Below are 23,018 nucleotides of genomic sequence, written 5' to 3'. Positions count from 1 at the left end.
GGCGCCCCCGGAAGGAACGCCCCGGGAAGGAGTCGGGCTACGGCAGTTTCAGCGTGAGGGCCGTCTGGAGCAGGCCCGGGGTCGCCCACGCGGAGCGCTCGCCGGCGTAGGCCGTGCCGAAGGCCGTCGTGCCCAGCACCTGCTGCTGCCGGGTCCCCTCCGGCGCGGTCACCGGGATCTGGGTGCCGGACGGTGCGGTGACGGTCACGGTCTTGCCGATCCGGTAGGCGGTGACCCTGCCGTTGTCGAGCGCGGTCTGCCACTTCGCCCGGTTCTGCAGCTCGGCGCCGATGGCGCTCTGCCGCAGGTTGACGATCGGGGCGTTGTCCGCGAACAGGGCCCGGTAGTCGGCCAGCACGCGGTCCAGGACCGGGTAGAGGATGCGGTCCTCGGCCAGGTTGGACTGGTGGGCGTAGTGCGGGCGCGGGTCGTTGCTCAGCACGTGCCCGAGGTCGGTGTGCGCCTCGGCCGGGACGATGTGGCCGGTGTAACCGGTGGCCGTGTCCAGCGGCTCGGGCAGGCAGGTGGAGGCCGGGTTGTCCTCGCAGATGCCGCTGCCGCCGTCCGCCTTGGCGGTGTAGATCCAGTTGTACTCGTCGGCCATCTCGGTCTTGGTGCCGGCGTTGTAGTAGACGTTCATCGGGTAGCGCGGCACGGTGAGCGTGCTGCTGCCCACGGTCCGCTGCTCGGACTCGCGGGAGTTGTCCGAGGCGGTCCACTTCACGCCGTTGGCGGCCAGCGCCGGGCCGAGGTTCGGGTTGTCCTGGGGCTGCTGCGGCAGCGTCTTCAGACCGGAGTGCTCGCCGGTGACCAGCTCGCCGCGGTCGACGGGGAGGCCGTGCAGGAGCGCCCAGTCGTAGTTGTCCGAGATCTCCCCGGAGATGTCGGAGCGGCTCACCCACCGCGTCGAGCCGTCGGCGTTCTTCGCGCAGCTCCACGGCACCGTCGTGGTGTCCTGGACGCAGCCGAGGAACAGGTGGGTGTAGGTGTGGTTGACCCAGCGGTACGCGGCCTTGTCCTTCAGCAGCTGGTCGGTCAGCGCGTCCGTGCCGCCGTTCTCCTCCTTCCACTCCTCGCCGGCGCCCGCGTTGAACACCATGTCCAGGGTGAGGCCGTGGCTCTGCTGCCAGGAGGCCGCGTACTGGGCGTCGGCCGCCGTCATGCGGATCGGCGTCCCCGTGTCCTCGCCGCCGCCCGCGCAGTCGATGTCGCCGGGTGTGCAGTTGCGCTCGGTGTCCCAGCGGGCGTCCGGCGCGAAGACGTCGTCGACGTGCACGGCGAAGTAGTTGCGGGCCTGGCCGAGGTGCACGCCCTGGGTCAGCCACTCGACCATGCCGCGGGCCAGCACCCGGAACTGCTGCTGGTACTGGTTGTAGGCGAAGGTCACCACCAGCTCGCGGCGGCCGTCGTGGGTGTACTCGCCGAGCAGGCTGCCGGTGCCGGTGCCGCCGGGCACGGGGGTGTCGACGTAGCTGGTGAACCCGGTGCGCGGCTGTGCGACGAAGCCGTAACTCTCGTCCACGGAGGACGAGTTGTCCTCGAAGGAGAAGGCGCCCCGCAGATAGCCGAAGGGGCCCGCCTTGCCGGCCGCGGTGACGCTCGCCTCGCGCCCGTCGAGCGGACCGGCGTAGCCGCCGGCGTCGGTGTAGTCGAGCCCGACCTCGGGATGGGCCCAGGTGTAGGCGTCGAGCTGCGGGATGCCGTAGGTCTTCTCGTACGCCTCCAGGGCCGTCTGCTCGGCCGAACCCGCGCCGAACGGGGCCTCGTTCGGCAGGACGACGCCCTGGAACTTCGCCCGCGGCCGGCCGCCGACGGTGTCGCTCAGGAAGGCCGGGGTGATCGTGGGCCGCCCCGAGTCGTCCAGGTCGACGGTGGTGTACGGGATGCCCTCGCTCTTCAGCTGGGCGGTGATCGCGCCGACGGGGCCCACGCCGTCGTCGACGACCAGCACCCGGAGGTCGATCCGTGGTTCGGTCGCCGCCGAGGCGCCCGGCACGGCGAGCCCCAGTGTGATCATCCCGGCGGCGGTGGCGGTGACACCGGCCGCTCTCCAGCGGTGGTGTGCGCGGTGGGACATGAAAGGTTCCTCCCCCCAGAGGACCCCCCGCGGAGAATCCGCGGGGGATCTGTGGAAATCATGCGAACCGGCGGGTCGACACCTCACCGGAACCCGACGAGTGTGGCTCAGGTCACTGGAGTGGAGGAGGGAGAAGTGGAGACGACGCCACGCGCAGGTGAACACCCGAAGGAATGAGCGAACGGACGCACGCGCGTAGGCTCGTCCCGGGTGTTCGCCGACAGGGTGAAGGCCCCGGTTGCCACCTGTCCCCAGGCCTGGACCTAGGGTCGGCTCTCGGGCCCGGTCGACCCACCCCATTTCGGCCACTGCAACTTCACATCGGAAGCGAGATTTCACCACCGTGACTGCTCTGACTCTCAGCACCGCCGCGGCGCCCGGCCTGCGGGCCGACGCGATCGTGATCGGTGTCGCCAAGGGCGCCAAGGGCCCCGTCGTCGCACCCGGCGCCGAGGCCGTGGACAACGCGTACGACGGCAAGCTGGCCGGCGTCCTGGAGACCCTCGGCGCCTCGGGTGCCGAGGGCGAGCTGACGAAGCTGCCCGCGCCGGCGGGCTTCAAGGCCCCGCTCGTGGTGGCGGTCGGCCTGGGCGCGGAGCCCGGCGGCAAGGACGAGGACGCCGGCTACGACGCCGAGGCGCTGCGCAAGGCGGCCGGTCTGGCCGCCCGTGCGCTCGCCGGCTCCCGGAAGGCCGCGTTCGCGCTGCCGATCGACAGCCCCGGCGCCGTCGGCGCGATCAGCGAGGGCGTGCTGCTCGGCGCGTACTCCTTCGACGCCTACAAGGAGAACGGCCGGCAGGCGCAGGGCGCCAAGGCCAAGAACGGCAAGGCACCGCTGGCCGAGGCCGCGGTGCTCGGCGGCAAGCCGCGCGATGCCGCCCACAAGGGTGCGGTCGCCCGCGCGCTCGCGGTCTCCGAGGAGCTGAACCGCGCCCGTGACCTGATCAACATGCCGCCGAACGACCTCACCCCCGCCGCCTTCGCCGGCATCGCGCAGACCGCGGGCAAGGAGCACGGCATCAAGGTGCAGGTGCTCGACGACAAGGCTCTGGTCAAGGGCGGCTACGGCGGCATCCTCGGCGTCGGCGGCGGCTCGGCCGCGACCCCGCGCCTGGTCAAGCTGACGTACACGCACCCGGCGGCCGAGAAGCACCTGGCCTTCGTCGGCAAGGGCATCACCTACGACTCGGGCGGCATCTCGCTGAAGCCGGCCGGTCACAACGAGACGATGAAGTGCGACATGAGCGGTGCGGCCGCCGTGTTCGCCGCCGTCGTCGCCGCCGCGCGCCTGGGTCTCGAGGTCAACGTCACCGGCTGGCTGGCGCTGGCCGAGAACATGCCCTCCGGCTCCGCGGTCCGCCCGGGTGACGTGCTGCGCATGTACAGCGGCAAGACCGTCGAGGTGCTCAACACCGACGCCGAGGGCCGGCTGGTCCTCGCCGACGCGCTGTGGGCGGCCTCGCAGGAGAACCCGGACGCGATCGTGGACGTCGCCACGCTGACCGGCGCGATGATGCTGGCGCTGGGCAGCCGGACGTTCGGTGTCATGGCCAACGACGACGCGTTCCGCTCCGCGGTCTACGAGGCGGCCGAGGAGGTCGGCGAGCCGGCGTGGCCGATGCCGCTGCCGGAACACCTGCGCAAGGGCATGGACTCGTCCGTGGCCGACATCGCGAACATGGGCGAGCGGTGGGGCGGCGGCCTGGTCGCCGGTCTGTTCCTGCGCGAGTTCGTGGGCGAGGGGATCACCTGGGCACACCTCGACATCGCGGGTCCGGCGTTCAACGAGGGCGGCCCGTTCGGGTACACGCCGAAGGGTGGCACGGGGTCGGCGGTGCGCACGCTGGTACGGCTGGCGGAGCTGACCGCCGCGGGTGACCTGGGCTGACGTCCGCCTCAGGGCCCGGCCCCTGCCGTGGCACGGCGGCTGCAGGGGCGTGGGGGGCTGTTCGCGCAGCTCCCCGCGCCCCTGAGCCGGCTTCCGCCGGCGGCCCTCCGCGCAGGTGGACCGCGGCTGGGCCGCTCACGGCCGCGCGGCGCAGCCGCGTACCGGACGCGGCCCCCGCGCCCCTCCGGGCGCTTCAGTGGGCTGTCTCACACTCAGGCCCCGCGTCTCGTCCGCCTCGAACAAGTGCAAAGATGGAGCCCGGCAGGACAGGGCCCCACCGAAGGGCCGAAGCATCAAGCGGCCGGACACCAGCCGCCCGCCGGTCACTGGAGATCGGCGCAAGGCGCACATGCATGGAGGACGTGACGTGGCGAACGACGCCAGCACCGTTTTCGACCTAGTGATCCTCGGCGGTGGCAGCGGTGGCTACGCTGCGGCCCTGCGCGGGGCGCAGCTGGGCCTTGACGTCGCCCTGATCGAGAAGGACAAGGTCGGCGGCACCTGCCTGCACCGGGGTTGCATCCCCACCAAGGCCCTGCTGCACGCGGGTGAGATCGCGGACCAGGCCCGCGAGAGCGAGCAGTTCGGCGTCAAGGCCACCTTCGAGGGCATCGACGTCCCGGCCGTCCACAAGTACAAGGACGACGTGATCTCGGGCCTGTACAAGGGTCTGCAGGGGCTCATCGCGTCCCGGAAGGTGACGTACATCGAGGGCACGGGGCGTCTGTCCTCCCCCACCTCCGTGGACGTGAACGGCCAGCGCATCCAGGGCCGCCACATCCTGCTGGCGACCGGCTCCGTGCCGAAGTCGCTGCCCGGCCTGGAGATCGACGGCAACCGCATCATCTCCTCCGACCACGCCCTCGTCCTGGACCGCGTGCCGAAGTCCGCGATCATCCTGGGCGGCGGTGTCATCGGCGTCGAGTTCGCCTCGGCGTGGAAGTCCTTCGGCTCCGACGTCACGGTCATCGAGGGCCTGAAGCACCTCGTCCCGGTCGAGGACGAGAACAGCTCGAAGCTCCTCGAGCGCGCTTTCCGCAAGCGCGGCATCAAGTTCAACCTGGGCACCTTCTTCCAGAAGGCCGAGTACACCCAGGACGGTGTGAAGGTCACCCTGGCGGACGGCAAGGAGTTCGAGGCCGAGGTCCTCCTCGTCGCCGTCGGCCGCGGCCCGGTCTCGCAGGGCCTGGGCTACGAGGAGGCCGGGGTCGCCATGGACCGCGGCTACGTCCTCGTCGACGAGTACATGCGCACCAACGTTCCGACCATCTCCGCCGTCGGTGACCTCGTCCCGACGCTCCAGCTCGCGCACGTCGGCTTCGCCGAGGGCATCCTGGTGGCGGAGCGTCTGGCCGGTCTGAAGACCGTCCCGATCGACTACGACGGTGTCCCGCGGGTGACGTACTGCCACCCGGAGGTCGCCTCCGTCGGTATCACCGAGGCCAAGGCCAAGGAGATCTACGGCGCGGACAAGGTCGTCGCTCTGAAGTACAACCTGGCGGGCAACGGAAAGAGCAAGATCCTGAAGACCGCGGGCGAGATCAAGCTCGTCCAGGTCAAGGACGGTGCCGTCGTCGGCGTCCACATGGTCGGCGACCGCATGGGCGAGCAGGTCGGCGAGGCCCAGCTGATCTACAACTGGGAGGCGCTGCCGGCCGAGGTCGCCCAGCTCATCCACGCCCACCCGACGCAGAACGAGGCGCTCGGCGAGGCCCACCTGGCGCTGGCCGGCAAGCCGCTGCACTCCCACGACTGAGCCTTCGGTCAACGGGCGCGACGACACAGACTTCCGCAATTCGTTAGGAGCAACCGAAACCATGGCGGTTTCCGTAACCCTTCCGGCGCTCGGTGAGAGCGTCACCGAGGGCACTGTCACCCGCTGGCTGAAGGCCGAGGGCGAGCGCGTCGAGGCCGACGAGCCGCTGCTCGAGGTCTCGACGGACAAGGTCGACACCGAGATCCCCTCGCCGGCCGCCGGCGTGCTGGCTTCCATCAAGGTCGCCGAGGACGAGACCGTCGAGGTCGGCGCCGAGCTGGCCGTGATCGACGACGGCACGGGTGCGCCCGCTGCCGCCCCGGCCCCCGCCGCCGAGGCCGCTCCGGCCCCCGCCGCCGAGGCCGCTCCGGCTCCGGCCGCCGAGCCGGCTCCCGCACCGGTCGCCGAGGCCCCGGCCGCCCCGGCTCCGGCCCCCGCCGCCGAGGCTGCCCCGGCCGGTGGCGCCGAGGGCACGGACGTGGTCCTGCCCGCGCTCGGTGAGTCCGTCACCGAGGGCACCGTCACCCGCTGGCTCAAGTCGGTGGGCGACTCCGTCGAGGCCGACGAGCCGCTGCTCGAGGTCTCCACGGACAAGGTCGACACCGAGATCCCGGCGCCCACCTCCGGCGTGCTGCTCGAGATCGTGGTGAACGAGGACGAGACCGCCGAGGTCGGCGCCAAGCTCGCCGTCATCGGCGCCGCGGGCGCGGCTCCGGCCGCCGCTCCGGCCCCGGCCGCCCCGGCTCCCGCCGCCGCACCGGCTCCGGCGCCCGCCCCGGCCCCGGCCGCCCCCGCGGCTCCGGCCGCCCCGGCACCCGCCCCCGCCCCGGCACCCGCCCCGGCCCCGGCACCCGCCCCGGCCTCGGCGCCCGTCGCCGCAGCACCGGCTCCGGCGCCCGCCCCGGCCCCGGTCACCCCGGCCACCGCGCCGACCTCCCCGACCGCCACCCAGGCGACCGACGAGGGCGCGTACGTGACCCCGCTGGTGCGCAAGCTCGCCGCCGAGAACGGCGTCGACCTGGCCACCGTCAAGGGCACCGGCGTCGGCGGCCGTATCCGCAAGCAGGACGTCATCGCCGCCGCCGAGGCCGCGAAGTCCGCCGCCGCTGCCCCGGCTCCGGCCGCGGCCGCCGCTCCGGCCAAGAAGGCCCCGGCGCTGGAGGTCTCCCCGCTGCGCGGCCAGACCGTCAAGATGCCTCGCATCCGCAAGGTCATCGGCGACAACATGGTCAAGGCGCTGCACGAGCAGGCCCAGCTGTCGTCGGTCGTCGAGGTCGACGTCACCCGCCTGATGAAGCTGCGTGCCAAGGCGAAGGACTCCTTCGCGGCCCGCGAGGGCGTCAAGCTCTCCCCGATGCCGTTCTTCGTCAAGGCCGCCGCGCAGGCGCTGAAGGCCCACCCGGTCATCAACGCCAAGATCAACGAGGCCGAGGGGACCATCACCTACTTCGACACCGAGAACGTCGGTATCGCGGTGGACTCCGAGAAGGGCCTGATGACCCCGGTCATCAAGAACGCCGGCGACCTCAACATCGCGGGTATCGCCAAGGCCACGGCCGACCTGGCCGGCAAGGTCCGCGGCAACAAGATCACCCCGGACGAGCTGGCGGGCGCGACCTTCACCATCTCCAACACCGGTTCGCGCGGCGCGCTGTTCGACACGATCATCGTGCCGCCGGGCCAGGTCGCGATCCTCGGCATCGGTGCCACGGTCAAGCGCCCGGCCGTCATCGAGACCGAGGAGGGCACGGTCATCGGCGTCCGCGACATGACCTACCTGACCCTCTCCTACGACCACCGCCTGGTCGACGGCGCCGACGCGGCCCGTTACCTGACGGCGGTCAAGGCGATCCTGGAGGCGGGCGAGTTCGAGGTCGAGCTCGGCCTCTGATCTCCTGATCAGGCTGTACGACGGAGCCCCCGTCCGGAGTCACTCTCCGGCCGGGGGCTCCGCCCGTTGCGAGCCGGGCACCGCTGGGCGAGGCGCACCGCTAGGCGAGGCGCACCGCTGGGCGAGGCGCACCGCTAGGCGAGGCGCACCGCTAGGCGAGGCGCACCGCTAGGCGAGGCGCGCCGCTAGGCGAGGCGCGCCGCCACCAGTGCGAGCCAGCCGCTCACGGCGAGCCGGTCCGGGGCCTCGACCTCCATGCCCAGTTCGGCGGCACCGACGGCGTACTCGCTCTCCTCGAGCCCCAGGGCCAGCAGTTCCCGGATCTCCCCCACCAGTCGCGCGACGAGCTGCCGGTCGGTCGTCGCGCCGTAGTCGTCCACCGCCGCGTCGTGCCCGTCGAACTCGTCGGGCATGTCCTGCGAGAACCAGCCGCCGAGGAACTGCCCGAGTTCGGGGAACCCGGCATGCCACTCCCAGTGCGTCCGCGGCGTCGCGGGGGTCGGGACCCGCCCTTCCTCGACGCTGCGCCGGATGTGGTCGGCGAGCACCGTCAGCCAGTCCAGGATCTCCGCGTCGGCCAGTCCCACGTCCGGCAGGGCGTAGAACTCGCCGAGCCGGACCCTCAGCCGCCCCGGCGGGGTACGCGCGTACTCCCGCAGCTGGCTCTCGGCGGCGGCGAGCGCCCAGGGGCGGGTGTGCCAGGTGTGCCGCAGATAAGCGGTGAGTGCCGCGCTCGGCCTCTCCTCGGTGTCGTCGGCGGGCTGGCCGACGTAGGCGCGCAGGACCTGGTCCAGCTCGCCGTATGCGCGGTCGTGTTCGAGGGGGGTCAGCGCCACGTTCGGATCCTTGCCTTCACAGGTAGACGGGGAAGCTGGCGTGCACGGCGAACCCGAGCGTGGCGGACGGCTCTCGGCGTAGCACGACGCGGGCGGCCCGTACGTCGACGGCTCCACGCCCGGCCAGCATCATGGCTTGCAGCAGCACCCTGCCGACGGGGTCCTGCCGGGACGGCCAGGCCGCCTCGATCGTCAGCCGCCGCCGGGTTGACTGGGCCAGCCAGCGGTGGATGACCTGTTCGTTGCGGGTGACCACGTGCTGGGTCGCCCACTGGGCGGTTTCCCGGTCGGGGTAGGTGGCGGTGCGGGTGCGCACGGGGCTCCTTCAGGGCGATGGGCTGCGGATCGAGTCGGTCGGATCACCACGCGTGGAAGGACCAGACCATTCCGACCTCCGTCTCGGAGACAAGGAACACGCCGAGATCCCAGACATGCCGGGAGATTGGGTTGCAGCCGGAAATCCGCTTGTAGTAGTCCTTGTTTGCGCTGTCCCGCCCGGTGTTGGCATAGAAGTGGGAGCCTTCAGGGAAACGCGAGAGGATGACATCGGCCTTCCCCTCCAGATCCACCCTGCGTTCCTCGAAGTCCGGAGTTCTCTCGACATCGAGCCACAGCGTGGAAAGGGCTACAAGAAACTTTTTGACGGAAGAGCGCGGAATCTCATACACACGGGACTTGAGAGCATCCGCCTTCTCGGGGTCGGCGGGCAGCTCCACAAAGGGGTAGAACGGATCGTCCAGCCTTTCCAACTCGTCCGCGAGGGGGTCGTTCACGCGCCAGCCGCGTGCGTCCGGCGAGGCACCCCGCATCAGGGTGTGAACATCCAGCGCCCAGTCCTCGTGCTCTCTGCGCGTCACCTTCGCGATGGTGTACCGGCGCGCGTACATTCCGATCGCCTCGGCCCACGACCGCTCATCAAGCTCGGCCATCATCACCTACTCACTCATCACTCGGGCATGGACGTATAAACGACGAAGGGCGGGTCCAGGCTCGGCTCGTACTTGAGCACCGTGAGGACCCCGTGGGCGTCCTTGGGCGACGTCGGGTGATCGTCCACCACCTGTGCCGTACGCCCGGTCACGACCGGAATCGCATGATTCCCGGTGTCGACCGTCCCCACCGAGAACTCCTCTGTAGCACCCAGTTTCGGAGGGCGTTTGAGCCACCTGTCAATCTCTGCCGAATTGCATCGAATATTGTACTGCGTATAATTCTGCGCCGATTCGAGGTCGGTGAAGGACGAAGCAGCAGGAATCTGCGGCACACCGGTCCCGGTCGACTGGTCCCTCAACCGCTGCGTCAGCTGCAGGTCGGTCAGCCCGACATGCTTGTCGATGCTGTGTCCCCCGTACAGTTCCTCCTCGGTCGCCAGATCGAGGCTGTACTTGTACGGAAACGGACTCTCCGGCCGCTGCCAGCTGTGTTCCTTCTTGAAGTCGTTGAGGGAGCGTGCTCCGTACCCCTCCGCGCGGGCCTCCTCCGCCACGAACGTGGGCACGCTGAGAAGCGCCTCGCCCAGCTCGTGCTCCAGCCCCTTCAGTTCGGCGGCTGCGTCGCTGAACGCCTGGTGATACTTCTCGACCGCCGCGTCCGCGGCCGCCTTGTCCATGTGCGAGCGGAACGTCATGACGATCTCGCCGAAGGCCATGGTCGCCGCAAGCCGCGTCATCTCGAACAGGTCGAGGCCCGTGGTCAGGTCCTTGACCGTTGCCTCGGCCGCCTCCTTGCCGAGCCGGGTGGTGGTCTCTCTGGTCGTGACAGCCACCCCGGCCAGCTCGTCCAGCTGTTTCCGGACCTTGGCCGCGGTCTCGTGGAGGACGTCGATAATGGGCCGGCGCTTCGCGGGCACGACGTTCCGGTCCGTCTTCCATTCGCGGCCGATGGAGACCCGGTTGCCCTGGGGATCCAGGGTCCGGCCCCACTCGGTGGTGCCCCAGATCGTCTGGCAGAACGCCTTCATCGCGCCCTGCCACTCGTCGTTGCCTTTGTTGTTGGCGATGAACTTGATGGCACTGTTGAAGTCACTGGACGCGCCCTTGGCGGCCTTCTCGGCCGCGCCCCAGGCTGTGGCCATGCCCTTGAACTCCGCGTCCCGGCATCCCGGCGTGATCTCGTGCATCTTGCCGAGCCTGAGACCGTGCTCGACGGCCGGCCGGATCACGTCGGCGAGGAAGTCGGGGATCTCCCCGAGGATGCCGGCGATCTCCGAGGAGTCCGCGTCCTCGCCGGTACCGGACCACTTGATGTCGTTGACCGGGCCATACCTGGGTGGCTTCTCGATGACGACAGGTGGCGCCTTCTCGACGGGTGGCGGGCCGTACATCCGGCGTGCCTGCCAGTCGGCCTGTACGTACTTGTTCGCCGTGTGTGTCAGGCCGACGGCGACCCCGCCCACACTGACCACGCTCTTCGCCCAGAGTTCCAGGAACTTCTCGGTGACCGACTTGTACGCCGCCGCGAAGGCGTCCGCACCCCGTCCGGCCCCCGCCGACTGGCTGTACTCGTTCAGCGCCTCGACCAGCGCCGTGGCGCCCTTGTCGTAGTCGAACTGTCCGTCGCGCACCACGAGCGACGTGTAGAAGAGATGAGGCGGCTGGACGTCGAAGCCGCCGCCGCTCGTCCTGGGTGAACGGGGCCTGGCCTCGGCCCGTTCCTTCTTTCGCTCCTCGTCGGTGGGCCGCCGCCCGGCCATCAGGCGCCGCCCCATCTGGGCAGCCTGCAGGTCCCTCGCCGACTTATCCCACTTGTCGAGCTCCTTGAGGAACACCTCCCGGGCCTCGCCCTGCCAGGAGGTGACGACAGGCACCAGGCGTGTGTAGAGGTTTTCCAATTGACCGTCGAGCTGCTTGAGGATGTCGTCGAGCTCGACGGTCAGATGTTCCAACGTGCCGAAGGAGACCGCTATGTAGTCCTCTTCAGCGCTGCCGCCCTGCATACCGCATTCCCCGTTCCGGGCGCCGGCACCGGCCCCGGCGCCCTGAATCGCGTCGTTCGCTGACTGAGCTTGGTGTCACAGCTGGTCGAGCCCGCTGCGCGGGCGCGTCGTCGGGACCTCGGCAGGCGTGGACAGCTGATCCACCTCGGCGTCCACGTCGACGTGGACGGCGCGCAGGCGCGCCAGTACGTCGAGCTCCGTCGCGGTGAACCCGTCCCGGCTCAGCCGTACGGCCTCTTCGAGCTTCTGCATGACCTCGCGCATACGGACGGCATCCTCGGCGACCGAGCGGTGGAGCTTGCGGTACTCGACGGCCGCGGGCCCGTGCCAGCCCTGCTCGATCTCGTCGACGAGCCGGTCCATGCGTCCGACCTGGCTGATCAGGTGCTCCTGCATGGTGCCGAGGTCGTCGGCCAGTCCGGTCAGATCCTCGTCGCTGGCCGCCAGGTCGTTTTCCCGGCCCATCACGCCCCCCCCCGTTCCGCTCCGTCCCGGCTGTCCGCCGCGCCTCGGCGTCCAACCTAATCGACGGCCGGTTCGGGAGGTTCATGGTTAACCGATCGGGCGACGGCCCCAAGGCCCCCGGCGAGCCGCGGCGTTGGCCTCCTGCCCCGGGAGGGGCCGGGCCGGCCGGGTGGAATGGTTTCGGGGCCGGGCGGGCACTGCTCTGTAACAGGCATCACCTGTGGTGAGAGCGACCGCACTCCTTCCGTCCGGGACCGCGGCCGTATTGTCTAAGGGTCCCGCCGACCCGCCGGGTCCGCACTGCCGAGGAGCCCCCATGACCGCGCCCGTCGTCCACTCGCTGCGCGAACAGATCCGCGAGCACATCGTGGAGGGGATCGTCAGCGGGCGCTGGCAGCCGGGTGAGCGGATCGTGGAGCGACGGATCGCCACCGAGCTGGAGGTCAGCCAGACCCCGGTCCGGGAGGCACTGCGGGAGCTGGAGTCGCTGCGGCTGATCGAGTCCGCGCCGAACAAGGGCGTCCGGGTTCGCAACCTGACCGCGGCGGACCTGGAGGAGAGCTACCCCGTCCGGGCCGGCCTGGAGGCCATCGCCGCCGAGCTGGCGGCCGAGCGGCTCGCCGAGGACTGCTCGGCGCTGGAGCCGCACGTGCTGGCACTGTACGAGGCCGACCGCAGGGCCGACGGCACCGCCCAGGTGCGCCACACGGTCGGCTTCCACCGCGAGCTGGTCCGCGCGGCCCGCAACTCGGTGCTGCTGCACACGTGGGAGGGGCTCGGCATCGAGGTCTTCACGGCGCTGTCGATCCGCTGGCTGGGCACGGTCCAGCAGTCGTACGCGGAGGAGCACGAGGAGCTGGTGCAGGCCTTCAAGCGGCGGGATCCCCGGATCGCCGAGCTGGTGAAGGCGCACGTCCTCGGGTGCGCTCCGCGCGCCTGACGCAGCCGAGCGCACCCCCGCTCATACGCCGCCCCACCTGCGAAAACAAGGCCTTTCAACGTCACCCGGTGCCATGACCGTAGGCACCGGGTGCCTACTTTCTTGCAATCGAGAAGTTTTGGGCCTCAACCCTTTGATCGATCATCGATCAGGGGGTTACAGTCACCGACGGACTTCCACCAGAGTCCGCCTGCCCTGTCCTGCCAAAGACCAAGGGCACCCCCCGAACCCTTACCGATGAGGGAACCCCCTTCGACTGAGGAAGGCGGCGACATGACCGACCCCCACGCCATCCAGCCGAGCGCGCTCGACCAGCTCCCCGACCGCGACCCGGAGGAGACCGCCGAATGGCAGGCCTCCCTGGACGCCGTCGCCCGCGAGGCCGGGCCGCACCGCGCCGCATACCTGATGCGGCGCACGCTGGAGCGCGCCGAGGCGGGCGGCATCGCGCTGCCGAAGCTCCTCGAGACGGACTACGTCAACACCATCCCCACCTCCGCGGAGCCGGGCCTGCCCGGTGACCCGGAGATGGAGGCCCGGATCACGGCGTGGAACCGCTGGAACGCGGCCGCCATGGTGACCCGCGGCTCGAAGTACGGCGTCGGCGGCCACATCGCCACCTTCGCCTCCGCGGCCTGGCTGTACGAGACCGGCTTCAACCACTTCTTCAAGGGCAAGGAGGCCGACGGCTCCGGCGACCAGCTGTACATCCAGGGCCACGCCTCCCCCGGTATCTACGCCCGGGCCTTCCTCGACGGCCGCCTGAACGAGGCGCACCTCGACAACTTCCGCCAGGAGTCCGGCGGCAACGGCCTGCCGTCGTACCCGCACCCGCGCCGCCTGCCCTGGCTGTGGGAGTTCCCGACCGTCTCCATGGGCCTCGGCCCGCTGTCGGCGATCTACCAGGCGCGCTTCAACCGGTACCTCACCAACCGCTCCATCAAGGACGTCTCCGCGTCCCACGTCTGGGCCTTCCTCGGCGACGGCGAGATGGACGAGCCGGAGTCGACGGCGGCCATCGCGCTCGCCGCGCGTGAGGAGCTGGACAACCTCACCTTCGTCATCAACTGCAACCTGCAGCGCCTCGACGGCCCGGTCCGCGCCAACTTCAAGATCGTGCAGGAGCTGGAGGCCCAGTTCCGCGGCGCCGGCTGGAACGTCATCAAGACGCTGTGGGGCACGGCCTGGGACGAGCTGTTCCAGCTCGACACCACCGGCGCGCTCGTACGCCGGCTGCGCGAGGTACCGGACGCGCAGATCCAGACGTACCAGACCCGCGGCGCCGCCTACATCCGCGAGGACTTCTTCGGCAAGGACCCGGCGCTCGCCGAGATGGCGAAGCTGCTGAGCGACGACAAGATCCTCGAGTGCTTCCACCTCTCCCGCGGTGGTCACGAGGCCCGCAAGGTCTACGCCGCGTACAAGGCCGCCGTCGAGCACAAGGGCGCGCCGACCGTGATCCTGGCCCAGACGGTCAAGGGCCACACCCTGGGCGAGGGCTTCGCGTCGAAGAACGCCAACCACCAGATGAAGAAGCTGACGGTGGACGAGTTCAAGACGATGCGGGACCTGCTCGGCCTGCCGATCAAGGACAGCGACTTCGTCGACGGCGTGGTGCCCTACGGCCACCCGGGCGCCGACTCCCCCGAGGTCCGTTACCTCCAGGAGCGCCGCGCGGCCCTCGGCGGCCCCGCCCCGGCCCGCCGCACGCACGCGCTGGCCCCGCTGCCGGCCCCCGCCGAGAAGGCCTTCGCCTCCTTCGACAAGGGCTCCGGCTCGCAGAACGTGGCCACCACCATGGCCTTCGTCCGCCTGGTCAAGGACCTGGTCCGCGAGAAGGAGACCGGCAAGCGCTGGGTGCCGATCGTCCCCGACGAGGCGCGCACCTTCGGCATGGAGAGCCTGTTCCCCTCGCTGGGCATCTATTCCCCTAAGGGCCAGACGTACGAGCCGGTCGACCGCGACCAGCTGATGTACTACAAGGAGGCCGAGAACGGCCAGATCCTCAACGAGGGGATCACCGAGGCCGGTTCGATGGCCGACTTCATCGCCGCGTCCACCGCGTACGCGACGCACGGCGAGGCGATGATCCCGTTCTACATCTTCTACTCGATGTTCGGCTGGCAGCGCACGGCCGACCAGATGTGGCAGCTCGGCGACCAGCTCGGCCGCGGCTTCCTAGTCGGCGCCACGGCCGGCCGTACGACCCTCACCGGCGAGGGCCTGCAGCACGCCGACGGCCACTCCCCGGTCATCGCCGCGACCAACCCGGCCGCGCTGACGTACGACCCCGCGTTCGCCTACGAGATCGCGGTGATCGTCCGTGAGGGTCTGCGCCGGATGTACGGCGAGGCCAAGCCGGGCGAGGACCAGAACGTCTTCTACTACCTGACGGTCTACAACGAGCCGCTGCCGCAGCCGGCCAAGCCCGCCGGCCTCGGCATCGACGAGGGCATCGTCAAGGGCCTGTACCGCTTCAACACGGCGGAGTCGGCGGGGGTCACCGTGGCCGCCAACGCCCCGCGCATCCAGCTGCTGGGCTCCGGCACGGCGATCCACTGGACGCTCGAGGCGCAGAAGCTGCTGGCCGAGGAGTGGGGCGTGGCGTCCGACGTCTGGTCGGCCACCTCCTGGACCGAGCTGCGCCGGGACGCGCTGGAGGCCGACGCGGCGCTGCTGCGCGGCGAGGAGCGCGTGCCGTACGTCCGCCAGGCCCTGCAGGGTGCCGAGGGCCCGGTCCTCGCGGTCTCCGACTACATGCGCCAGGTCCCGGACCAGATCGCGCAGTGGGTCGAGCAGGACTGGTCCTCGCTGGGTGCCGACGGCTTCGGTCTCTCCGACACCCGTGAGGCCGCCCGCCGCCACTTCGGCGTCGACGCCCAGTCGATCGTCGTCGCGGCCCTGGCCCAGCTCGCCAAGCGCGGCGAGGTCAAGGCGACGGCGGTGAAGGAAGCCCGCGAGAAGTACGGGCTGTAGTCACACCCGGGTCATGGGAAAGGGGTACGGCCGCTGCCGTACCCCTTTCCCGTCGTCGGCCCCGGCATCATGAGGGCATGCGCGCGGCTCGGCTCATCAAGATGGTTCTCCTCCTGCAGTCCCGGTCGGCCATGACCGCCGCCGAGCTGGCCCGGGAGCTGGAGGTGTCCGAGCGGACCGTGACCCGGGACGCCCAGGCGCTGTCGGAGGCGGGAGTGCCGGTGTACGCCGACCGCGGGCGGGCCGGCGGGTACCGGCTGATCGGGGGGTACCGGACGCGGCTCACCGGGCTGGCCAGGAGCGAGGCCGAGGCGCTGTTCCTGAGCGGGGTCCCGGGAGCGCTCCGGCAGATGGGCCTGGAGGACGCGGCGTCGGCGGCCCGGCTGAAGGTGTCGGCGGCGCTGCTGCCCTCGCTGCGGGACGCCCCGGACAGCGCGGCCCAGCGGTTCCACCTGGACGCTCCCGCCTGGTTCCGGGAACCGCAGACGCCCGCCCTGCTGCCCGCGCTCGCCGAGGCGGTCTGGGACGACCGGCGGATCGGCGTGGTCTACCGGCGCGGGGACGGCGCCGTCGAGCGGCAGCTGGAACCGTACGGCCTCGTGCTGAAGGCAGGGGTCTGGTACCTGTGCGCGCGGGTGGCCGGAAGCGACGCCTTCCGGACGTACCGGATCGACCGGTTCGACACCGTCGACGCCCTGGACGAGCGGTTCGAGCGCGATCCGGGCTTCGACCTGCCCGGGCACTGGGCCGGCCAGGCCGAACGGTTCGCCCGGTCGATCCTGCGCGCCGAGGTGGTCGTACGGCTGTCCCCGGAGGGCGTGCGCGGGCTGCCGCACGCGGTGGACCCGCTCTCCGCGCGGGAGGCACTGGCGGACATGGGCGCCCCGGACGGCGAGGGGTGGGTGACGGTGACCCTGCCGGTGGAGTCGGAGGAGGTCGCCCACACCCAGCTGACGGCGCTCGGAGCGGAGGCCGAGGTGCTGTCGCCGGCCGGTCTGCGGCAGCGGTTCGCGGCGGACGCGGCCCGGATCGCGGCCCTGTACCGCCGCCCGGACGCCGGGTAACGATCCGCGGTACTCCGCGTGCGGCCCACCGGCCGAGGCCCGATGCTGGTGCCGTGATGGACGAGACGGAGTTCTGGGAGCTGATCGACGCCACCCGCGCGGCCGCCGGGGGCGATCCCGAGGAGCAGGCCGACCTGCTCCTCGAGCGGCTGCTCCAGCTGGACCCCGAGCTGGTCCTGGACTTCGCCCGTCACTTCGAGGCCCGCTACAACCGGGCGTACCGCTGGGACCTGTGGGGCGCCGCCTGGGTGCTCCTGGACGGGTGCAGCGACGACGCGTTCGACTTCTTCCGGTGCTGGCTGATCGGCCAGGGCCGTGAGGTGTTCGAGGGTGCCGTGCACGAGCCGGACGCGTTGGCCGAACTGCTGGGCGAGTTCGACGAGGAGATCGACGGCGACGGCGAGGAGCTGGGGTACGCGGCGGACGAGGCGTACGAGCAGCTGACCGGGACCGTCGCCCCCGACCTCGGCATCGCGCCCGCGCCGGCGGAGCCGGAGGGCACGCCGCTGGACCTGGAGAACGAGCGGGAGCTGGCGCAGCGGTACCCCCGTCTGTGGGAGCGGTTCAAGGCGTGACGCCGGGTCACCGGGGCCGGGGCGGGACGCAGGGCCCGTACGGGTGCGGCCGTACGCCTATCGGCCTATGCGGTCTTCCGGTGGACCGCGGCCGGCGTCCCGTGCACCGCCGTCGTCGGCTTACGGGGGGCCTCGGCCCGTTTCCGCGGCTCTGGAGCCGGCTCGCGGCCCTGCAGCAGGGCGGCCCGCTCGCGGATCTCGGGGAGGCGGGCGGTGAGGGCGGCGCCGGGGCAGGTGGTCGAGAAGCCTTCGTTGTGGCCGGCGAGGACGGGCAGCGTGGCGGTGGCGCCCGCCTTGTAGCGGCTGAGGCCACTGGTGGAGACGAGCCGGGCGCGACCGCGCGGGTCGACGTCGGCGAGGCCGAGTTTCCAGGCGGCCAGGGCGGCGATCGCATCGGTCATGGCCCGGGGGACGGGGACACCGGAGGTGAAGGTGCCGAGGGCGGCTATGCCGGCGGTGCGGTGGTTGAAGCCCTTGGTGTGGGCGCCGGTGACGGCCCGGTCGATGCCGCCGGCGCGGCCCTCGTAGATGGTGCCGCAGCGGTCGACGAGGAAGTTGTATCCGATGTCGTCCCAGCTGCGGTCTCCGGTCTGGCCGGCGTACAGGTGGCGGATGATGCGGGGCGCGTCGGCGCACCGGTAGCCGTTGGGCGAGTCGGTGTGGTGGAGGAAGACGGCGACCACCTCGTCGTCGTAGCGCGGCGGTGGCTGGGTGCGCGCGGTGGCGCGGTCCAGCCAGGCGGAGCGCGGCACCACGGGCGGCCGGGCGGCGCGGTGGGCGGCCACGGGCCGGGCCGCGCCGACGCGGTCGGACCGGCGCGCGACCGCGTCCTCGATGCCACGGGTGCACAGGGCCAGCGCGAGGACGGCCAGCGTCCCGGGCAGGCAGCCGAGCACCACGAGGAGGGCGCGAGGCGTCCGCCGGGCACGCCGTTCCCGGCCTCGCGGGGTCCTTCGGGCGACACGCATGGTCCCACTGTCGGGGTGCGGTTCCGTGCCCGCGATGTGAGCTGTGCCAGGTGGTGGAACCATCGTCCTGGTCCGGGACGTTTCTGGGGGTACAGACCCAGTGGCCGGTTCCGCGGCCCGGTGGCGCCCACGTGCGCGTGGTGATCAGCGGGCCCGTCCCGTCCGTACTGAGGGGTCCGAGAGAAAGGCGGCTCCGTGGACCTGCTCGACCTGGTGCTTGTTCTGGTGATCGTGGTCTACGCGGTGTCCGGTTACCGCCGCGGGCTGGTGGCCGGATGCGTCTCCCTGGCCGGGTTCGTGGGCGGCGCCGTGGTCGGCGTGTGGCTGCTGCCGTGGGTGACGGGCCAGGTCGAGCGGGGTACGGCGGCGGCGACGGTGCTCGCTGTGCTGACGGTGCTGATCCCGGCGGCGGTGGGCCACGAGCTGGCGGGCCGGCTGGCGCTGCGGCTGCGCGGGGAGCTGGACCGGGGGCCGCTGCGGGTGGCGGACGGGATGGGCGGCGCGGCGGCGAACTCGGTCGCGGTGCTGATCGTGGCCTGGGTGGCGGCGAGCGTCCTGGGCGCGTCACCCTCGCAGACGCTGACGACGGAGATACGGAACTCGGCGCTGCTGGGCGCGGTGCAGGAGGCGATGCCCGAGACCACGCCCGCGTGGTTCTCGCGGGCGACGTCGGCGCTGACCGAGGCGGGTTTCCCGCAGGTCTTCAACCCCTTCGAGAACGAGTCGACGGCCCGGGTGGCCCGGCCCTCGGGCGACAGCGTGACGCCCGAGGCGACCGATGCCGCGCGGACGAGCACGGTGAAGATCGAGGGCGCCTCGGGTGGCGAGGGCCGGGAGGGCAGCGGGTTCGTCTACACGTCGCGGCACGTGATGACCAACGCGCACGTGGTGGCGGGCATCGACCACCCGAGCGTGCGGGTCGGCGGGGTCGGGCGGTCGTACGAGGCCCGGGTGGTGCTCTTCGACCCCGACCGGGACGTGGCGGTGCTGTACGTGCCGCGGCTGGCCGCGCCGGCGCTGCGGTTCGACTCCGGTGCCGCGCGGGGGGAGTCTGCGGTGGTGGCCGGCTACCCCCAGGACGGGTCCCTGAACCTGCAGGCGGCAACGGTCGGGAGCCGGGTGCGGGCGACCGGCCAGAACATCTACAACGACCGCACGGTCACCCGGGAGATCTACTCGGTCCGCTCCACGGTCCGGCCGGGCAACTCGGGCGGACCGCTGCTGACCACGGACGGCCGGGTGTTCGGGATGGTCTTCGCCCGCTCCACCTCGGACGCCGAGACGGGGTACGTGCTGACGGCGGCCGAGGTGGCGGGGGACGCCCGGCGCGGTGCCACGGCGACGCAGCCGGTGGACACGGGCCAGCTGGTCGACGCCTAGGGCCCGGGTGCGGCGAGGCGAGGCCGGCCGACGCGCGGGGCCGGAGGACGGCGGGGCGGCGCCGTGCCGTCCCTACAGGCTGCGGCCCATGCAGACGTCGTCGACGTACCGGCCGTCGAGGTGGAACTCGCCCGGCAGCACGCCCTCGACGGCGAAGCCCTCGGACTCGTACAGCCTGCGGGCGGGGGTGTTGTGCCCGAGCACGCGCAGGGTGAGGCGCCGCGCACCGCGGCCGCGTGCCTCGGTGACGGCGGCCCGGATCAGCGCGCGCCCGACGCCCCGCCCGCGCGCCTCCTCGGCGACGGCGAAACCCTGGACGGCGAGGACGTGCGCGTTGGAGGCGAGCGGCGTCGATCGGGCGAGCCGGACGTAGCCGAGCACGCGCCCCTCGCCCTCGGCGACGAGGTACTCCTGCGGCGGGTGCCGTTCGTCGAAGAACGGCTGGTACGGCGGCTGCGGCCGGGGGGTCACCGCGTGCAGGGTGGACCAGATGGCCCGGTCGAGGACGGCGAGTTCTCCGGCGTCTTCGGCGCGGGCTGGGCGTATGTGCGGTTCCGGCATGCCGGTCACCCTACGGCGGGCGCCGGACGGCATCCCACCGGGTTTACGACCGGCTGAACGGTCATGCTGGAGGCATGGAACGTTCACGCATCGCGGTGGCCGGCGCGTCCGGCCTCATCGGCAGCGCTCTGGTGCGGTCGCTGGCCGCGGACGGACACGAGGTGGTGCGGCTGGTGCGGCGTGCGGCCCGGGGGGCGGACGAGGTCTGCTGGGACCCCGAGCGGCAGTACGTCGACGCGGCCGGGCTGACGGGCTGTGACGTGGTGGTCGACCTGGCCGGGGCCGGGGTGGGCGACCGGCGCTGGACCCCGGAGTACAAGCGGCTGATCCGGGACAGCCGGGTGCTGGGCACGGCCGCGCTCGCCGAGGCGGTGGCCGCGCTGCCCGAGCCGCCGCGGGTGTTCGTGAGCGGCAGCGCGATCGGTTTCTACGGCGAGACCGGCGACCGGGTGGTGGACGAGGACGCGCCCCCCGGTGACGGTTTCCTGCCCGCGCTGTGCGTGGAGTGGGAGGAGGCGGCGGCTCCCGCGGTGGAGGCCGGGGTGCGGACGGTGTTCCTGCGCACGGGGCTCGTGGTGGCCCGGGGCGGCGGGGCCTGGGGGCGGCTGTTCCCGCTGTTCCGGGCGGGCCTCGGGGGGCGGCTGGGCGACGGGCGGCAGTACTGGTCGTACATCGCGCTGCACGACGAGGTGGCCGCGATCCGGCATCTCATCGAGGATGACACCCTGTCCGGACCGTTCAATCTGACGGCGCCGGAGCCGCTGACGAACCGTGAGATCACGGCGGCGATGGGGCGGGTGCTGAACCGGCCGACGGTGTTCCCGGTGCCCGCTCCGGTGCTGCGCACGGTGCTCGGGGAGATGGCCGGGGATGTGCTGGGCAGCCAGCGGGTGGTGCCCAAGCGGCTGCTGGACTCGGGGTTCCGGTTCGCGTTTCCGGGCATCGACGAGGCGATCCGCGCGGCGGAGTGAGCAGGGCGGAGCGAGGGCGGCGTGAGTCGGCTGACAACGCCGGCGAACGAAAGTGACCGTATGCGACCTCTATGCGACCGTGCCCTGTCGATGCGCGACTCCTATTGACCGATCACGGCCCTAACCTCGACGCGAACTCGGGTATCCCTGGAGCCAGTTGGGGGCATGACGTCTCCACCGGCCGCGCAACCACAGGAGGGGCCTCGTGCTTGAGCCCGTGTACCAGGTGGACGTCGTCATCGTCGGAGCCGGAATCTCCGGCCTCTCGGCGGCTCATCGGCTGACCAGCGCAGGAGTCACCACCGCGGTCCTGGAGGCCGCCCCGTGCGTCGGCGGCCGCATGTCGACCGAGAAGGTCGACGGCTTCCGGCTCGACCGCATCGGACAGTTGCTGTCCACGTCGTATCCCGAACTCCGGCTGACGCCGGGCCTGGACGCCCTGGCCGTGCGCCGGTTCGCGCCCGGCGTGCTGCTGCACCGTGACGGGCGCACCCAGCGCGCGGGCGCACCGGCGGGCGGAGGGAGCGCGCGGGGCGCACGGGGCGCGCTCCATGCGGTGCGTGCCTTCGCCGGCACTTCCCGGGGTACGGCGGCCACGCCCGGCCGGACCGGGGCGCCCGTGGGCGGCGCGGTCGACCAGGCCCGCCTCGGCGCCGCGCTCGGCCGGATCGCCGCGACCCCCGTCGAACGCATCCTGGCCCGGCCGGAGATGCCGGCCGCCCAGGCGCTCGCGCTGCGCGGGGTGCCGGCGCGCACCATCGACGGCTTTCTGCGCCCGCTGCTCGCCGCGCTGCTGTGCGACCCGGAGCTGACCACGTCCAGCCGCTGCGCCGACCTGGCGCTGCGCGCCTTCGCCGGCGGGCGGCTGTGCGTGCCGGAGGGCGGTGCGGAGGTGCTGCCGGAGCTGCTGGCCCGGACGCTGCCGACGGGAACCGTGCGCACCGGGGTACGGGTCACCTCGGTGTCCACGACCGCGGTGGCCACCGCCGAGCACGGGGAGATCCGGTGCCGGGCGGTGCTGCTGGCGACGGACGCGCGGGCCGCGGCGGAGCTGCTGCCGGGACTGCGGGTGCCGGACTTCCATCCGCTGACGGTCGTCCACCACACCACGGACGAACCGGGGGCGGCCCTCTCGACGGGCGCGTCGCTGCTGCTGGACGCCGACCGGGGCGGGCCGGTGGCGCACACGGCGGTGCTGAGCAACGTGGACCCGAGCCGGGCGCCGGCCGGGCGGGTGCTGATCTCGTCCACGGTGCTGGGGCCGCCGCCGGAGGGCCTGGACACGGCCGTCCGCATCCACCTCTCACGGCTCTACGGCACGTCGACGCGCCGCTGGGAGACGCTGGCCGTGCACCACACGCCGGAGGCGGTGCCGGCGATGCGGCCGCCGCACGATCTGCGCCGGCCGGTACGGCTGCTGGCGGGCCTGTACGTCTGCGGCGACCACCGGGACACCAGCACGGTCCAGGGCGCCCTGCACTCCGCCCACCGCGCGGCGGCAGCGATCCTCACCGACCTGGGCGCGGGCTCGATGCACCGCGCCGAACCCCCGGCAACCCTCCCGAGGGCGGCATAACCCGACCCCCACTCGACGAACAACCACGACGGCGTGATCCGGCGGTCCCGAACTCACCCCGGACACCCCGGCCCCCGGTGCCGCACCCGCCGGTACGGCACCGCCGAGCACCGCCGTCACGGCTGAGCACCGCCGCGGCGGGAACTCCGGCCTCCGGCC

Annotated in this window: 18 protein-coding genes; 10 read left to right on the top strand and 8 right to left on the bottom strand. The window is 72.0% G+C overall.

All coding sequences use genetic code 11. The annotated features are described in order from the left end of the window. Positions 1-37: 37 nt before the first annotated feature. A complete protein-coding gene (locus JK359_RS35335) occupies positions 38-2,077 on the bottom strand; it encodes a hypothetical protein (protein WP_201843729.1) in 2,040 nt (679 codons plus the stop codon). A gap of 343 nt (positions 2,078-2,420) precedes the next feature. Between JK359_RS35335 and JK359_RS35330 the strand changes: the two genes are divergently transcribed. From JK359_RS35330 to sucB, 3 genes are all read left to right on the top strand, one after another. Next, complete coding sequence (locus JK359_RS35330) at positions 2,421-3,965, top strand: leucyl aminopeptidase (protein ID WP_201843728.1); 1,545 nt, start codon at positions 2,421-2,423, stop codon at positions 3,963-3,965. 367 nt (positions 3,966-4,332) lie between these two features. Next, positions 4,333-5,721: a dihydrolipoyl dehydrogenase gene (lpdA, locus tag JK359_RS35325; protein ID WP_201843727.1), complete on the top strand. Its 1,389-nt coding sequence runs from the start codon at positions 4,333-4,335 to the stop codon at positions 5,719-5,721. 61 nt (positions 5,722-5,782) lie between these two features. After that, positions 5,783-7,612, top strand: coding sequence for a 2-oxoglutarate dehydrogenase, E2 component, dihydrolipoamide succinyltransferase (sucB, locus tag JK359_RS35320; protein WP_201843726.1), 1,830 nt, complete (start codon positions 5,783-5,785; stop codon positions 7,610-7,612). A 185-nt stretch (positions 7,613-7,797) separates the two neighbouring features. On the opposite strand, the gene JK359_RS35315 is transcribed toward sucB, so the two are convergent. The 5 genes from JK359_RS35315 to JK359_RS35295 form a co-directional block, all read right to left on the bottom strand. Further along, positions 7,798-8,448, bottom strand: a complete 651-nt coding sequence (locus JK359_RS35315) for a contact-dependent growth inhibition system immunity protein (RefSeq protein WP_201843725.1) — start codon at positions 8,446-8,448, stop codon at positions 7,798-7,800. A gap of 16 nt (positions 8,449-8,464) precedes the next feature. Further along, positions 8,465-8,764, bottom strand: a complete 300-nt coding sequence (locus tag JK359_RS35310) for an RNase A-like domain-containing protein (protein WP_201843724.1) — start codon at positions 8,762-8,764, stop codon at positions 8,465-8,467. Between the two features lie 43 nt (positions 8,765-8,807). After that, positions 8,808-9,383: a hypothetical protein gene (locus JK359_RS35305; protein ID WP_201843723.1), complete on the bottom strand. Its 576-nt coding sequence runs from the start codon at positions 9,381-9,383 to the stop codon at positions 8,808-8,810. An 11-nt stretch (positions 9,384-9,394) separates the two neighbouring features. Next, positions 9,395-11,383: a WXG100 family type VII secretion target gene (locus JK359_RS35300; protein ID WP_201843722.1), complete on the bottom strand. Its 1,989-nt coding sequence runs from the start codon at positions 11,381-11,383 to the stop codon at positions 9,395-9,397. Positions 11,384-11,458: 75 nt separating this feature from the next. Next, on the bottom strand, positions 11,459-11,848 hold the full coding sequence (locus JK359_RS35295) for a WXG100 family type VII secretion target (RefSeq protein ID WP_201843786.1): 390 nt from the start codon (positions 11,846-11,848) through the stop codon (positions 11,459-11,461). A gap of 316 nt (positions 11,849-12,164) precedes the next feature. Here JK359_RS35295 and JK359_RS35290 point away from each other — a divergent pair, with 316 nt between their 5' ends. From JK359_RS35290 to JK359_RS35275, 4 genes are all read left to right on the top strand, one after another. Next, positions 12,165-12,788 (top strand): GntR family transcriptional regulator, encoded by a 624-nt coding sequence (locus tag JK359_RS35290; protein WP_201843721.1) that lies wholly within the window; start codon positions 12,165-12,167, stop codon positions 12,786-12,788. Positions 12,789-13,061: 273 nt separating this feature from the next. Continuing rightward, entirely contained in the window at positions 13,062-15,764 is a 2,703-nt protein-coding gene (gene aceE / locus JK359_RS35285; protein WP_201843720.1) for a pyruvate dehydrogenase (acetyl-transferring), homodimeric type, read from the top strand. Between the two features lie 77 nt (positions 15,765-15,841). Continuing rightward, entirely contained in the window at positions 15,842-16,828 is a 987-nt protein-coding gene (locus JK359_RS35280) for a helix-turn-helix transcriptional regulator (protein WP_201843719.1), read from the top strand. A 56-nt stretch (positions 16,829-16,884) separates the two neighbouring features. After that, positions 16,885-17,403: a DUF4240 domain-containing protein gene (locus JK359_RS35275; protein WP_201843785.1), complete on the top strand. Its 519-nt coding sequence runs from the start codon at positions 16,885-16,887 to the stop codon at positions 17,401-17,403. 65 nt (positions 17,404-17,468) lie between these two features. Here JK359_RS35275 and JK359_RS35270 read toward each other — a convergent pair whose 3' ends face one another. Then, positions 17,469-18,371: a peptidoglycan recognition protein family protein gene (locus tag JK359_RS35270; protein WP_201843718.1), complete on the bottom strand. Its 903-nt coding sequence runs from the start codon at positions 18,369-18,371 to the stop codon at positions 17,469-17,471. Between the two features lie 195 nt (positions 18,372-18,566). On the opposite strand from JK359_RS35270, the gene JK359_RS35265 reads away from it, so the two are divergent. Beyond that, positions 18,567-19,751 carry a MarP family serine protease gene (locus JK359_RS35265; RefSeq protein WP_201843717.1) on the top strand — a complete coding sequence of 395 codons (1,185 nt, stop codon included), beginning with the start codon at positions 18,567-18,569 and terminating at the stop codon, positions 19,749-19,751. A 72-nt stretch (positions 19,752-19,823) separates the two neighbouring features. On the opposite strand, the gene JK359_RS35260 is transcribed toward JK359_RS35265, so the two are convergent. Continuing rightward, a complete protein-coding gene (locus JK359_RS35260) occupies positions 19,824-20,312 on the bottom strand; it encodes a GNAT family N-acetyltransferase (protein WP_201843716.1) in 489 nt (162 codons plus the stop codon). A gap of 74 nt (positions 20,313-20,386) precedes the next feature. Between JK359_RS35260 and JK359_RS35255 the strand changes: the two genes are divergently transcribed. Together JK359_RS35255 and JK359_RS35250 are read left to right on the top strand one after the other, a co-directional pair. Beyond that, positions 20,387-21,283 carry a TIGR01777 family oxidoreductase gene (locus tag JK359_RS35255; RefSeq protein WP_201843715.1) on the top strand — a complete coding sequence of 299 codons (897 nt, stop codon included), beginning with the start codon at positions 20,387-20,389 and terminating at the stop codon, positions 21,281-21,283. A gap of 205 nt (positions 21,284-21,488) precedes the next feature. Next, positions 21,489-22,859 (top strand): NAD(P)/FAD-dependent oxidoreductase, encoded by a 1,371-nt coding sequence (locus JK359_RS35250; protein ID WP_201843714.1) that lies wholly within the window; start codon positions 21,489-21,491, stop codon positions 22,857-22,859. Positions 22,860-23,018 lie beyond the last annotated feature (159 nt).

The organism is Streptomyces actinomycinicus, assembly GCF_016741775.1.
Lineage (GTDB): Bacteria > Actinomycetota > Actinomycetes > Streptomycetales > Streptomycetaceae > Streptomyces > Streptomyces actinomycinicus.
Note: the sequence above shows the minus strand (reverse complement) of the source record. Positions and strands in the feature narration are given on the sequence as shown.